We start from the raw sequence: 13077 nt of genomic DNA, 5'->3' as shown, positions 1-13077 counted from the left end.
AAAAGTAATAAAGGGATTGCCGTTTTACGGCAGTCCCTTTTATTAGCATATAATACGTTTTTGTTCACTTGATTGACAGAGAAAGCAATCCATAGTAAGATAATAACGGTTGTTATTAACTAATGGGGGATGCGTTATGGCAAGAAAAGAGACGATTATACAAAGCGATATTTTGCAGGCAGCATTTGAAATGGTCAAAGAAGAAGGCTATGAGAACGTGACTGCGAGGAAACTGGCGGCGAGGGCAGGATGCTCCACACAGCCGATTTTTCGCATTTACCGCAATATGGAAGAGCTTATGGAAGAGCTTTTTGTCATGGCGGTGGATTATTTCGAGACCTACTACGAAAGCTTTCCGAAATATAATGATATTCCTTTTGTGGATTTGGGACTTACCTATATACGTTTTGCTGAAGAGAATAAGAATATTTTCCGCCTGCTCTTTTTGTCTGAACAAAGGCATGGAAGAAGCCTTTATGATTTATTGAACGGGAAAAAGGGTGCGGTAGTGAGAGAAATCAATTATGCTAAAGAATACGGCTGTATGTCCTCAGAGGAAATGTTCACCAAGATGTGGATATTTATTCATGGGGCGGCTTGTATGGCATTGACAGGGGATTATGATTTGCCGGAAAGCGAGACTGTGAATCTGCTGGAGGATTCTTTCCGGTCCTTTTTGAAATAAGTATAAATAATGATATGGGAAGTCAGAACGTAAAGGGAAAAAATAGATGGAGAAGCAAATAGGCGGCAAAAATGATAGTAGCATGAGCATCATATCGAGAATAGAGGAAGGTTATGGAAAGATGAGCAAGAGCCATAAGGCTATTGCGGCTTTTATTACAGACCATTATGAGCAGGCGGTATTTATGACTGCGGCTAAGCTTGGAGAGACGGTAGGTGTCAGCGAATCTACCGTAGTACGGTTCGCTTCGGGCATCGGCTACGACGGATACCCGGAATTCCAGAAGGAGCTAGAAGACTGGGTTAAGGACAAGCTGAATACTGTACAGAAAATTGGAGCGAAATATGGGAAGAGCACTCAGTCGGAGATACTGACTTCCGTGCTGCACGCTGACATAGAAAAAATTCAAGATACCATAGAGCATTTGGACGGCACTTTTTTTGAAATGGCGGTAGATACCATTTTAGAGGCCGAAACGATATATGTTCTTGGAATGAGAAGCTGTGAGCCATTGGCCAGCTTTCTTCATTTTTATTTGAATATGATAAGGGGAAACGTAGTCCTTCTAAGCAGTACCAGCATCAGCGAGATTTTTGAGCAGATGATCCGGATTGGCGAGAGGGATGCGATTGTGGGAATCAGCTTTCCCAGATATTCCATGAGGACTTTGAAGGCGATGGAATTCGCTAACGACAGAAATGCTAAGGTAATCGCCATTACCGACAGCGTGCATTCCCCTATGAACTTATATTCTTCCTGTAATCTGTTCGCCAGAAGCGACATGGTTTCCATCGTGGATTCTCTGGTAGCACCCTTAAGCGTTATTAATGCGCTGGTGGTAGCTCTCTGTCTGAAACGTCCGAAAGATGTGAAGAACAATTTGGAGCAGTTGGAGCAGGCGTGGAATAATTATCAGGTATATCTGAATGATGAGATCAATTTTATTGATGAGGAGCCTATGTTAAATAATCCTCTTATGAAGGAATAAATTTATGACCGGAGAAAAAACTATGAGCAGGATAATCGTAATCGGGGGAGGAGCCGCCGGGATGATGGCGGCCGTCGCCGCTGCGGAAAACGGAGGGCAGGTACTTCTTTTTGAAAAAAATGAGAAGCTCGGAAAAAAAGTATATATAACGGGAAAGGGCAGATGTAACCTGACCAATGCCTGTGACATGGAAAGTTTATTCGGTAACGTGGTGACTAACGGGAAATTCTTATACAGTGCTTTTTATGGTTTCGACAATCAGGCCGTCATCCGCTTTTTCGAGGAGGCGGGGTGTAAGACGAAGATAGAGAGGGGCGAGAGGGTATTTCCTGTCTCCGACCATTCTTCGGATGTGATTGCTGCATTGCACAGACAGATGAAGGGATTAGGTGTGGATATAAGGCTGAATACCTCTGTAAAGACGTTAGTGACCGAGGAAGACAGGGTAATCGGAGTGGTAACGCAGGACGGCGGGACGGAACTTGCGGAGGCGGTTATTGTAGCGGCGGGAGGGCTGTCTTATCCGGTCACGGGTTCCACAGGAGACGGCTACCGGATGGCTGAGGAAAAAGGACATTCCACAAAACCCTGTTATCCTTCCTTGGTGCCGCTTATAGTAAAGGAGGATTGGTGCAAAGAGCTTCAGGGACTTTCGTTAAAGAATGTAACTGTAGCCTTATGCCAGAATGGGAAAAAGGTATTCTATGAGGGCTTCGGAGAAATGCTCTTTACTCATTTCGGAGTGAGCGGACCGCTGATTCTTAGTGCCAGCAGTTATTATACGGGGAGAAAGAGCAAAGAAAACGTTTCTTTATATCTGGATTTAAAGCCGGCGCTTAGCGAAGAGCAGTTGGATAAGCGGGTGCTTAGAGACTTTGAGGAGAATAAGAATAAGCAATTTAAGAATTCCCTCGGCTCATTATTTCCGGCGAAGTTGATTCCGGTTATCATACGCTTATCGGGAATCGACGGAGAAAAGAAGATTCATGAAGTAACGAAGGAAGAAAGATTTCGTTTCGTTCATTTAATAAAACATATAGAAATGACTATAACGGGAACAAGGGAGTTCCAGGAGGCGATTATCACAAAGGGAGGAATCTCGGTGAAAGAAGTAAACCCCTCTACGATGGAATCCAAGCTGGTAAAGGGGCTGTATTTTGCCGGAGAGGTTCTGGATGTGGACGCACTGACGGGTGGATTCAATTTACAGATTGCTTGGTCTACGGGGTATCTGGCAGGGAGCAGTGCGGCAAAGATCTGAATAGGATAGGAGATGATTACGATGGGCTACAGCATAGCGATAGATGGTCCTGCAGGAGCGGGGAAAAGTACGATAGCGAAGATGGTGGCTAAAAGGAAAGGCTTTATTTATATCGATACGGGTGCGATGTATCGGGCTATGGCGCTTTATCTTCTGAGGAGAGGAATCGGAGAAGGAGAACAGGAGAAGATAAGCGAAAAATGTAAGGAAGCGGATATTACCATCCGGCATGAAAACGGAGAGCAGGTCATCCTTTTAAACGGGGAAAACGTAAGCCCTCTGATTCGCACGGAGGAAGTGGGAAATATGGCTTCTGCAAGCAGCGTCAATAAAGACGTGAGGGAAAAGCTGGTGGAGCTCCAGCGCAGACTCGCGGATAGTGCGGATGTGGTAATGGACGGAAGGGATATCGGTACTATCGTCCTGCCGGGAGCCGATGTAAAGGTGTATCTGACGGCGGATAGTTCGGTTCGAGCCAAGAGGCGCTTCGACGAGCTGACAGCAAAGGGAGAGCACTGCGATTTGGCAAAGATAGAAAGGGATATTGTGGAGAGGGATAAACGGGATATGAGCAGGGAGATTTCCCCCCTGCGCCAGGCCGAGGATGCGGTGCTTGTGGATTCTTCTTCTATGACGACAGAAGAAGTGGCGAAAGCTATTTTAGAGCTGTGTGAACCTTTTTCACTTCATGGGAAAGAATTTGTTACGTTGCAGTAGTAAAGTTTCGATTTCCTATGATATGGAATGAAAGCACTCCGTGCAGAATGCGCAGCACACTTTTGTTCGATGCGGAAAGGAAAGGATAAAAAGATGGAAGTGATTATGGCTAAAAGCGCCGGCTTCTGCTTCGGAGTGAAGCGGGCGGTGGAAAGCGTTTATGAGCAAATAGAAACGGGCAAGAAGATATATACTTTCGGGCCTATCATTCATAATGAAGAGGTCGTAAAAGACCTGGAGGAAAAAGGCGTTCAGGTAATTGAAAATATGGACGAGCTTGGAAGGATAACGGAAGGAACTGTTATCATACGCTCTCACGGAGTTTCCAAGGAGGTCTATGAGCTCATCGATAAGCAAGGTCTGGAGTGTGTGGATGCCACCTGTCCTTTTGTAAAGCGGATACATAGAATCGTGGAGAAGGAAAGCGGCGAAGGAAAGAAAATCATCATCATAGGAAATCCCGGACATCCCGAAGTAGAGGGAATCAGAGGCTGGGCGGTTACAGAAACTATCGTCATGGAGTCTGAGAAAGAGGTGGAGGATTTCCTGAACGATAAAAATAATGGTGTATTGAAAAACGAAGAATTATGTATTGTTTCTCAAACGACATTTAACTACAACAAATTTAAAGATTTAGTTGAAATTTTCTCAAAAAGAGGTTACAATGTTAGTGTTGTTAACACCATATGTAATGCAACAGAAGAACGGCAGACTGAGGCAAAACAGATTGCATCTCAGGTTCAAACCATGATTGTAATAGGGGGGACTCACAGCTCTAATACAAGAAAACTGTATGAAATATGCAAAAAAGAATGTGAGAACACTCATTTTATACAGACACTGGATGACTTGCATTTAGAACTACTTAAAGCTGCTTCACCGGTCGGTATTACTGCCGGGGCATCGACCCCAAATAATATAATTGAGGAGGTTCAAAATTATGTCAGAATTAACTTTTGAACAAATGTTAGAGGAATCATTTAAGACAATACATTCAGGAGAGGTAGTAGAGGGTACGGTCATCGATGTAAAGCCTGAAGAGATTATTCTCAATATCGGTTATAAATCAGATGGTATTTTAACGAGATATGAGTACACCAACGAACCAAACGTGGATTTGACAACAATCGCTAAGCAGGGCGATAAGATGGAAGTGAAGATACTAAAAGTAAATGACGGAGAGGGACAAGTTCTTTTAACCTATAAGAGACTTGCTGCTGACAGAGGCAATAAGAGAATCGAGGAAGCGTTTAATAACAAGGAGGTGCTCACCGCAAAGGTTGCCCAGGTTTTGGACGGTGGTTTGAGCGTAGTAGTGGAAGAAGTAAGAATCTTTATTCCGGCAAGCCTTGTATCGGATGTCTATGAAAAAGATTTGTCCAAATATGCAGGTCAGGAAATTCAGTTTGTTATCAGCGAATATAATCCTAAGAGAAGAAGATATATCGGTGACCGCAAGCAGTTAATCGCTGCTGAAAAAGCGGAGTTGCAGAAGAAGCTTTTCGAGACGATCAAAGAAGGCGACGTAGTGGAAGGCACGGTAAAGAATGTGACCGATTTCGGTGCATTTATCGATTTGGGCGGCGCAGACGGACTCCTCCATATTTCCGAGATGTCATGGGGCAGAGTGGAGAATCCGAAGAAGGTATTCAAAGTTGGTGATGTTGTAAAGGTATTGATCAAAGAAATTTCTGGAAATAAAATTGCATTGAGCCTTAAATTTGACGATGCAAATCCTTGGAAGGCAGCTGCACAGAAGTATGCGGTAGGCAACGTAGTAACCGGAAAAGTAGCCAGAATGACTGATTTTGGTGCGTTTATCGAATTAGAGCCCGGTGTGGATGCACTGCTTCACGTATCTCAGATTTCCAAGGATCATATCGAAAAGCCCTCCGATGTGCTTAAGGTAGGCGAAGAGGTGACGGCTAAGGTGGTCGACTTCAACGATGAGGAGAAGAAAATCAGCCTGAGCGTTAAAGCGATGTTTGCACCTGAACCGAAGGAAGAAGAGAAAGAGTCCGATGAGGATGTGGTATCTGTGGATATCGAGGCGGTGATTGCCGGCGAACAGGGAGAGACTTCCGAGGAATAAAAGAATAAATTACGGTAGGTAAGGCTATGGCTTATGACTATGAATGGTTCAAGACTGCAGTTTATAATTTAACTAAAATTGATTTGAGCTCTTATAAAGAAAAGCAGATGAAACGCCGTATCGATACGCTGATAGCCAAAAATAATGTGGTCGGATATGATAAGTATATCGCATATATCAAGGAGAATCATGTCAAGTTCGAAGAATTTGTCAACTATCTTACGATTAATGTATCGGAATTCTATCGCAATCCCGATCAATGGCAGGTCTTGGAGAAGGAGATTATTCCTGAGTTGATAACTAAGTTCGGCAGGAACCTGAAGATATGGAGCGCAGCGTGTTCTACCGGAGATGAACCCTATTCTCTCGTAATGGCTCTTTCCAGACATATTCCGTTAGAGCAGATAAAAGTGTATGCGACGGACTTGGACAAGCAGGTTATCGCTAAGGCAAAGATGGGCTTGTATTCGGACAAGAGTATATCCAATGTGCCGGAGGACCTGAAGAAGAAATATTTTACGAAGGTTGGTTTATCCTATCAAATATCGGAGGATATCAAGAAACGAGTGGAATTCGGTGAGCACAATTTGCTGAAGGACTCGTATCGCGAAGGATGGCATATGATTATTTGCCGCAATGTTCTCATATATTTTACGGAGGAAGCGAAGGACGAGGTATTCGTGAAGTTTCAACGGGCGTTGGCGAGTAAGGGGATTTTGTTTATTGGCAGTACAGAGCAGATTATCAATTATAAGGATATGGGATACGGCAGAAGGAATTCTTTCTTTTACGAAAAACCATAAAGATAAAACTACTGAATTAGCGGGAAGACATTGTTAATTCAGTAGTTTTTTATGTAAGCAGGAAAGTGCACCTATTATAAGATTAATGGATGAGCAGCGCACTTTTATTCATTTTAGTAAGACTGCGCAATCATATTAAGTATGTGGGAAGCATATTTCTCAAACAGCGGACGCTCCTTTTTCATTTCCTCGGTCAGCTCGAAAAAGGTTTCTTTGTCCTTATAATCTCTCTTGAAGAATGGTTCAAATATAATATCCCACTGGGGAAGATAAGAGGAAAGCTTGCGGGTATAGCAAGTTGCTGCGGTGGCTTGCACGCGGTGATTTTTGTCCACGAAGGAAGCCACGGATTTATGGATAGCGGTATCCTCTTCTGGAAGGTAGTAATAATTCTTATAATTGGAATAGTAATATTTCATCTCCTCTTCATAGAGAGGTATGCGAAGGGTGCCCTCCAAGCCTTCCCCCTTGAAATAGCAGCCTTTAGAGGTGCCGGAAAGAGCGTCTGGAAGAGGAGACGGCAGAGTCAGCTTCATAAGGATTTCCTGATGTTGCTTGCCGTTTATATCCCGGTAATAATTCGCCTGTACCTTTTTCGGCGTTATGGGCGAATGAAAGAGGTCGTAATAGGAAAGAATCGGGAGAATGCGGAGCATGCCCTTCATGTCATCGGCGTTGTGAAGCGTAAGGGCCTGCAAGGCATAGTCGGTAGGATTCTTTACATAGTTATGGTACACGCTTATCAGCTCTCCTCCGTCGAAGGTGTCTTCTCTGCCGACGCCAAGGTATTGCTCCAGCGTCTTCAATTTGCAGTTGGGCAGCTTTAAAATCCCCTTATAAGGAGAAACTCTTCTATAAATATCGATACCATCGAAATGATTAAAATGATAAGGCAAATGGTGCTGCTTGCATTTTTGCAGCAGATAAGGGAGGTCAAAATTATTCCCGTTAAAATGGATCAGATGGGTATACCTCCCGGCATGTTGAAAAAAGGCGGACAGAATATCCGCTTCCTCTTCGTAGGTATTAGCGAACCACTGTTTTACATACCAGCTTCCCGCTTCGTAATAGGCGGCGCCTATGAGGTAAAGTGAAGAACTTTTGACCGTGAAGCCGGTGGTTTCTATATCGATGAAAAGTATTTTTTCAAGGGGAGCGATTTTTTCGAGAGGATAATTAAAAGTATCGAAGTGAATAGTTTGACGTAAAATTCTCATATAGCTCCTTTCGTCTGAAAAGGATAGATTACTTATCTTCCTTTGGTTATAATAACATGTTTTTGCAAAATGCAGTAGCATTTTTTGTAGAAAAATAGTATATTTATAAGTGTCGGGAATGCGGTTTGAAAAAGCAGTCCTGCGAATTTAAGAGAAAGAAGGGTGACAAATGGCGAAATTAACATTTTCGGGTGGTATACATCCCTACGACGGTAAAGACATGTCCAAGGATAAACCGATGAAAGCGATATTGCCTAAGGGGGATTTGGTATATCCCTTATCCCAGCATATCGGAGCGCCGGCGGTGGCTATCGTGGAAAAAGGTGATAGAGTGCTTGCGGGGCAGAAAATCGCGGAGGCGTCCGGCTACGTGTCTGCTCCCGTTTATGCGACAGTTTCGGGTACAGTCAAAGTGATTGAGCCTAGACGGGTAGTGACCGGGGACAGCGTAATGAGCATCATAGTAGAAAATGATGAAAAATATGAAGAGATAGAATATTCTACAGTCGATTCCTACAAGGAATTGACGAAAGAAGAAATCGTTGAGCGGATAAAAGAAGCAGGAGTGGTCGGCATGGGAGGGGCGGGCTTTCCCACCTTCATAAAGCTTTCGCCGGGGGAGCCGGAGAAGATAGATTATATCATTGCCAATTGTGCTGAATGTGAGCCGTATCTTACCTCCGATTACCGGAGGATGATAGAGGAACCGGAAAAAATCGTAGAGGGGCTTAAAATCATATTGAGTCTGTTCGATAATGCACGGGCTATTCTGGCAGTGGAGGACAATAAAACGGACTGTATCGATATATTAAAGAAACTGACCAAAAACGAAAATCGTATCAGTGTAAAGGCTTTAAAAACAAAATATCCACAGGGTGCAGAACGTCAGATCATTTATGCGACTACCGGAAGGAGCATTAATTCCAAGATGCTTCCAGCGGATGCAGGCTGTATCGTAGACAACGTGGATACTATTGTTGCGGTTTACCATGCAGTCATGTGGGGAATGCCTCTGATGCATAGGATAGTAACGGTAACAGGAGATGCTGTTTCAGATCCGCGCAATTTCCTTGTGCGGATAGGGACGAGCTATAGGGAGCTGGTTGATGAGGCAGGAGGTTTTAAGAAGCTGCCGGCAAAGATCATCTCTGGCGGACCTATGATGGGATTTAGCATTTTTAATTTGGATGTACCTACTACCAAAACGGCCTCAGCTCTGCTCTGTATGACGCAGGACGAGGTTTCCCAGATGGAGCCAAGTGCGTGTATCAATTGCGGAAAATGTGTGGAGGTATGTCCCGGCAGGATTGTGCCCAAAATGTTGTCGGATTACGCGGAGCATTACAGCGAGGACGCATTTCTAAAGCATCAGGGAATGGAATGCTGCGAATGCGGCTGTTGCAGTTATGTATGCCCGGCCAGAAGGCCGCTTACTCAGACGATAAAGTCTATGCGTAAGATACAGCTTGCTAAGAAATCAGGAAAAGCAAATGAGAAAAAGAAAAAGCAGGAGGTAGGATAAGTGAGTGATTTGATGAAGGTATCCTCCAATCCCCATGTTAGGTCCAAGGTAACAACGAGCAGTATTATGCTCTCCGTATTAATTGCGCTGCTACCTGCCGCGGGCTTCGGTATCTATAATTTTGGAATGGACGCGCTGATTTTGATAGGTGTGACGGTGGGGTCTGCTGTTCTTACGGAATATACATACGAAAAACTGATGAATAAACCAGTGACAATAGGTGACTATTCCGCTGTGGTTACCGGACTTTTACTGGCACTTAACCTGCCTTCTTCCGTTCCTTGGTGGATTGGCATGATTGGTGGGATATTCGCTATTTTGGTGGTAAAGGTGCTGTTTGGGGGTCTGGGGCAAAACTTCATGAACCCTGCGTTGGCGGCGAGATGTTTTTTACTCATATCCTTTACTCCCATCATGAACAACTTCGAGGTGGATGCTTATAGCGGAGCTACTCCGCTTGCCCTGATAGAAAATGGAGAAGCCGTGAACATTCTGGATATGATTATCGGTAGGACAGCAGGAACCATTGGAGAAACCTCTATGATAGCTATTATAGCCGGCGCCTGTCTTTTAATTCTGCTGGGAATTATTGATTTAAGGGTGCCCGGCAGCTATATCATAAGCTTCGTGATATTTCTATGTTTATTTGGCAGCCATGGAGCAGATCCGGCATATATCAGCGCACAGCTTGCAGGAGGAGGCTTAATGCTGGGTGCATTTTTCATGGCGACGGACTATGTGACCCGTCCGATTACCAAGAAAGGACAGTATATTTACGGAATTATTCTGGGCGTTCTTACGGGCATCTTCCGTTCGTTCGGACCGTCGGCGGAGGGTGTTTCCTATGCGATTATTATAGGTAATCTCCTCGTTCCGCTTATTGAAAAAATGACCTTTCCTAAGGCGTTCGGTACAAAAGGAGGGAAAGTGCATGAATGATCATATAAAAGGAATGTTGAAAGACGCTCTTATACTCTTCGTCATTACGCTGTCGGCAGGCCTTATTCTGGGTGTGGTTTATCAGGTGACGAAGGAACCTATTGCTACGCAGAAGGCAAAGGTAAAACAAGAGGCCTGCAAAGAGGTCTTTTCCGAGGCGGAAAGCTTCGAAATCGTCCAGACAGCACAGGCGGAGGATGAATGGGTGTTACAAAAGAGCGAGCTCGGCTTTGAAGCCGTGGATATCGATGAGGTTATGAAGGCTTTGGATGCCGATAACAATATGTTAGGTTATGTCATTACAGTAACCGACCATGAAGGCTACAGCGGGGACATCCAGTTCATGCTGGGTATAGGAGAAGGTGGTACATTGAATGGAATCTCCATCTTGTCAATATCGGAGACTGCCGGACTCGGTATGCGTGCGGAGGAAGTGCTGAAACCACAATTTGCGGATAAGCAGGTGGATTTCTTCGAATATACGAAATCGGGTGCTCAGAGAGATAACCAGATTGATGCGATCAGTGGAGCGACGATTACGACCAATGCGGTTACGAATGGTGTAAATGCCGGACTTTATTATTTCCGTACGTTTCTTAATACGAACATCATGGAAGGAGGGAGCGGCAATGAATAGTGTAAATGAAAGGCTTTTTAACGGTCTGGTAAAAGAAAACCCAACCTTCGTGCTGATGCTTGGAATGTGTCCAACCTTAGCGGTGACGACTTCGGCGGTTAATGGTCTGGGCATGGGATTGACAACGATGGTGGTGCTGGCGCTCAGCAATATGTTTATTTCCCTGCTTAGGAACATTATCCCGGACAAAGTTAGGATTCCTGCGTTCATCGTTGTAATAGCTTCCTTCGTCACGATGATGGAGCTTCTTTTGGAGGGCTTTCTTCCGTCTTTATACGATGCGCTCGGAATATACATACCGCTCATTGTAGTTAACTGCATTATTTTGGGAAGGGCTGAGGCTTACGCCTCGAAAAACTCTGTTATTCCGTCTTTTTTTGACGGTGTGGGAATGGGACTGGGCTTTTCCTTTGCCCTCACTTGTATCGGTGCGGTGAGGGAGATCATAGGAGCAGGAGAACTGTTCGGATATCATATCATGCCGGAAGCCTATGTACCATGCACTATTTTCATCATGGCACCCGGAGCGTTCTTTGTTCTTGCGGCTCTTACGGCTATTCAGAATAAGATCAAGATAAAAGGTAAGAGAAAGGGCAGAGATGTTTCTAAGATTCAGTCGGGCTGCAGCGAAGACTGTATGAATTGTTCTGATACTGGCTGCGGTCACCGGTTTTACGATACCAGTAAGCGTGCTGAAAAGGAAAAAATAAAGGAGATAGAAATTACTGAAATAACGGATGATACTGCTGGAAAGGAGGATGAAGTGAATGATTATTGATATAAATATCAAGGATTTACTTACTATTCTGGTGGGCTCTTCCCTTGTGAGCAATGTTGTCCTTAGCCAGTTCTTGGGCTTGTGTCCGTTTTTAGGAGTTTCAAAGAAGACGGAGACGGCCGCAGGAATGGGAATATCGGTTATTTTCGTCATAACGCTGGCCTCTGCAGTATCGGGAGTGATTTATAAGTATGTTCTTCAGGCGCTTAATATTACGTATTTGCAAACCATCGTATTTATTCTTGTTATAGCGGCGCTGGTTCAGTTTGTGGAGATGTTCCTTAAGAAATTCATACCTTCCCTTTATCAGTCGCTTGGCGTATATTTGCCGCTGATTACGACAAATTGTGCGGTGCTCGGTATCGCCCTCGTGAACGTTCAGAAGAAATACGATATCGTTACCGGCATTGTCAATGGCTTTGCAACCTCGGTAGGATTTACAATTGCAATTCTGATATTGGCGGGCATACGAGAGAAGATGGAATATAATGATATACCGGAATCCTTTAAAGGAATGCCTATTGTGCTCGTAACGGCGGGGCTTATGGCAATTGCTTTTTGTGGATTTTCGGGTTTGCTGTAGGAGGTATGCGGGATGAGTACAGTAGGTGTTGTAATTGCTATGGCGATTGTGGGAGGAATCGGACTTTTTATCGGTCTGTTTCTAGGCATCGCGGCAATCAAGTTCAGGGTAGACGTAGATGAAAGAGAAGAAGCGGTGCTGGCAGCACTGCCCGGAAATAACTGCGGAGGCTGCGGCTTTCCCGGTTGCTCCGGTCTGGCTTCGGCCATTGTCAGGGGAGAAGCTGCAGTGGGTGCCTGTCCGGTAGGCGGAGAGGCGGTGGGCAAGGTCATCGCCGGAATCATGGGAGTGAAAGCTGAGGAAGCGGTTAGAAAGACGGCCTTCGTGAAATGTCAGGGCGACTTCGATAAAACTTCGGTGGATTACGAATATTTTGGAGTACAGGACTGCCGCATGCTGGCCTTTGTACCAAATGGAGGTCCTAAGTCATGTAACTATGGCTGCCTCGGCGGCGGAAGCTGCGTTACGGCCTGCCCTTTCGACGCGATTCATGTAGTGAAAGGGGTGGCGGTAGTCGACAAGGAGGCATGCAAAGCCTGCGGAAAATGCGTGGAGGTATGCCCGAAATCTTTGATTGAGCTGATACCTTACGATGCCCAATATATGGTGGCATGTAACTCCAAGGACAAGGGGCAGCAGACCACCAAGAACTGTACGGTGGGCTGTATCGGTTGCCAGCTTTGTAAGAGAAACTGCCCTTCGGAGGCGGTGGACGTTGTAGACTTTAACGCTGCTATCGATTACGAAAAGTGTATCGAATGTGGTGTCTGCATGGAAAAGTGTCCGAAAAAGACTATTTTGAAGAGAGCATAGGCTTCATCAGCTGACAAGGTCACACACGATGGGATATGGGAA

14 protein-coding genes are annotated in these 13077 nt (G+C 44.8%); 13 read left to right on the top strand and 1 reads right to left on the bottom strand.

Translation table 11 applies throughout. The features are described 5' to 3' along the window. Window positions 1–136 precede the first annotated feature (136 nt). The 7 genes from V6984_RS13865 to V6984_RS13835 all read left to right on the top strand — a co-directional run bounded on the left by V6984_RS13865 (window position 137) and on the right by V6984_RS13835 (window position 6546). Entirely contained in the window at window positions 137–685 is a 549-nt protein-coding gene (locus tag V6984_RS13865) for a helix-turn-helix domain-containing protein (RefSeq protein ID WP_342756209.1), read from the top strand. A 46-nt stretch (window positions 686–731) separates the two neighbouring features. Further along, a complete protein-coding gene (locus V6984_RS13860) occupies window positions 732–1673 on the top strand; it encodes a MurR/RpiR family transcriptional regulator (protein WP_342756208.1) in 942 nt (313 codons plus the stop codon). Window positions 1674–1695: 22 nt separating this feature from the next. Then, complete coding sequence (locus tag V6984_RS13855; protein ID WP_342756207.1) at window positions 1696–2934, top strand: NAD(P)/FAD-dependent oxidoreductase; 1239 nt, start codon at window positions 1696–1698, stop codon at window positions 2932–2934. Window positions 2935–2955: 21 nt separating this feature from the next. Then, window positions 2956–3651: a (d)CMP kinase gene (gene cmk / locus V6984_RS13850; RefSeq protein ID WP_342756206.1), complete on the top strand. Its 696-nt coding sequence runs from the start codon at window positions 2956–2958 to the stop codon at window positions 3649–3651. A 93-nt stretch (window positions 3652–3744) separates the two neighbouring features. Further along, window positions 3745–4611 carry a 4-hydroxy-3-methylbut-2-enyl diphosphate reductase gene (gene ispH, locus V6984_RS13845; RefSeq protein ID WP_342760011.1) on the top strand — a complete coding sequence of 289 codons (867 nt, stop codon included), beginning with the start codon at window positions 3745–3747 and terminating at the stop codon, window positions 4609–4611. Beyond that, complete coding sequence (gene rpsA / locus V6984_RS13840; RefSeq protein WP_342756205.1) at window positions 4592–5743, top strand: 30S ribosomal protein S1; 1152 nt, start codon at window positions 4592–4594, stop codon at window positions 5741–5743. Before ispH ends, rpsA begins: the two co-directional genes overlap by 20 nt. A 26-nt stretch (window positions 5744–5769) precedes the next feature. Continuing rightward, window positions 5770–6546 (top strand): protein-glutamate O-methyltransferase CheR, encoded by a 777-nt coding sequence (locus V6984_RS13835; RefSeq protein ID WP_342756204.1) that lies wholly within the window; start codon window positions 5770–5772, stop codon window positions 6544–6546. Window positions 6547–6659: 113 nt separating this feature from the next. Here the strand turns inward: V6984_RS13835 and V6984_RS13830 are convergent, their stop codons facing one another. Continuing rightward, complete coding sequence (locus V6984_RS13830; protein ID WP_342756203.1) at window positions 6660–7763, bottom strand: ribonuclease H-like domain-containing protein; 1104 nt, start codon at window positions 7761–7763, stop codon at window positions 6660–6662. Window positions 7764–7932: 169 nt separating this feature from the next. Here V6984_RS13830 and rsxC point away from each other — a divergent pair, with 169 nt between their 5' ends. Genes rsxC through V6984_RS13800 form a run of 6 tightly spaced genes read left to right on the top strand, consistent with a single transcriptional unit; the run spans window position 7933 to window position 13035 of the window. Then, the gene (rsxC, locus tag V6984_RS13825; RefSeq protein WP_342756202.1) at window positions 7933–9285 is read left to right on the top strand and encodes an electron transport complex subunit RsxC; all 1353 of its coding nucleotides are present in this window, start codon (window positions 7933–7935) and stop codon (window positions 9283–9285) included. Next, the gene (locus V6984_RS13820; protein ID WP_342756201.1) at window positions 9286–10224 is read left to right on the top strand and encodes an RnfABCDGE type electron transport complex subunit D; all 939 of its coding nucleotides are present in this window, start codon (window positions 9286–9288) and stop codon (window positions 10222–10224) included. It begins immediately after the preceding gene. Next, window positions 10217–10861 (top strand): RnfABCDGE type electron transport complex subunit G, encoded by a 645-nt coding sequence (locus tag V6984_RS13815; protein WP_342756200.1) that lies wholly within the window; start codon window positions 10217–10219, stop codon window positions 10859–10861. The genes V6984_RS13820 and V6984_RS13815 overlap by 8 nt, the downstream gene beginning before the upstream one ends. Further along, window positions 10854–11639 carry an electron transport complex subunit E gene (locus V6984_RS13810; RefSeq protein ID WP_342756199.1) on the top strand — a complete coding sequence of 262 codons (786 nt, stop codon included), beginning with the start codon at window positions 10854–10856 and terminating at the stop codon, window positions 11637–11639. Before V6984_RS13815 ends, V6984_RS13810 begins: the two co-directional genes overlap by 8 nt. Window positions 11640–11646: 7 nt before the next feature. Further along, complete coding sequence (rsxA, locus tag V6984_RS13805; RefSeq protein ID WP_342760010.1) at window positions 11647–12222, top strand: electron transport complex subunit RsxA; 576 nt, start codon at window positions 11647–11649, stop codon at window positions 12220–12222. 12 nt (window positions 12223–12234) lie between these two features. Beyond that, entirely contained in the window at window positions 12235–13035 is an 801-nt protein-coding gene (locus tag V6984_RS13800; protein ID WP_342756198.1) for an RnfABCDGE type electron transport complex subunit B, read from the top strand. The last annotated feature ends 42 nt before the right edge of the window (window positions 13036–13077 follow it).

Source organism: Kineothrix sp. IPX-CK, from assembly GCF_039134705.1.
Lineage (GTDB): Bacteria > Bacillota > Clostridia > Lachnospirales > Lachnospiraceae > Kineothrix > Kineothrix sedimenti.
This window is presented reverse-complemented; position numbering and strand designations above follow the sequence as displayed.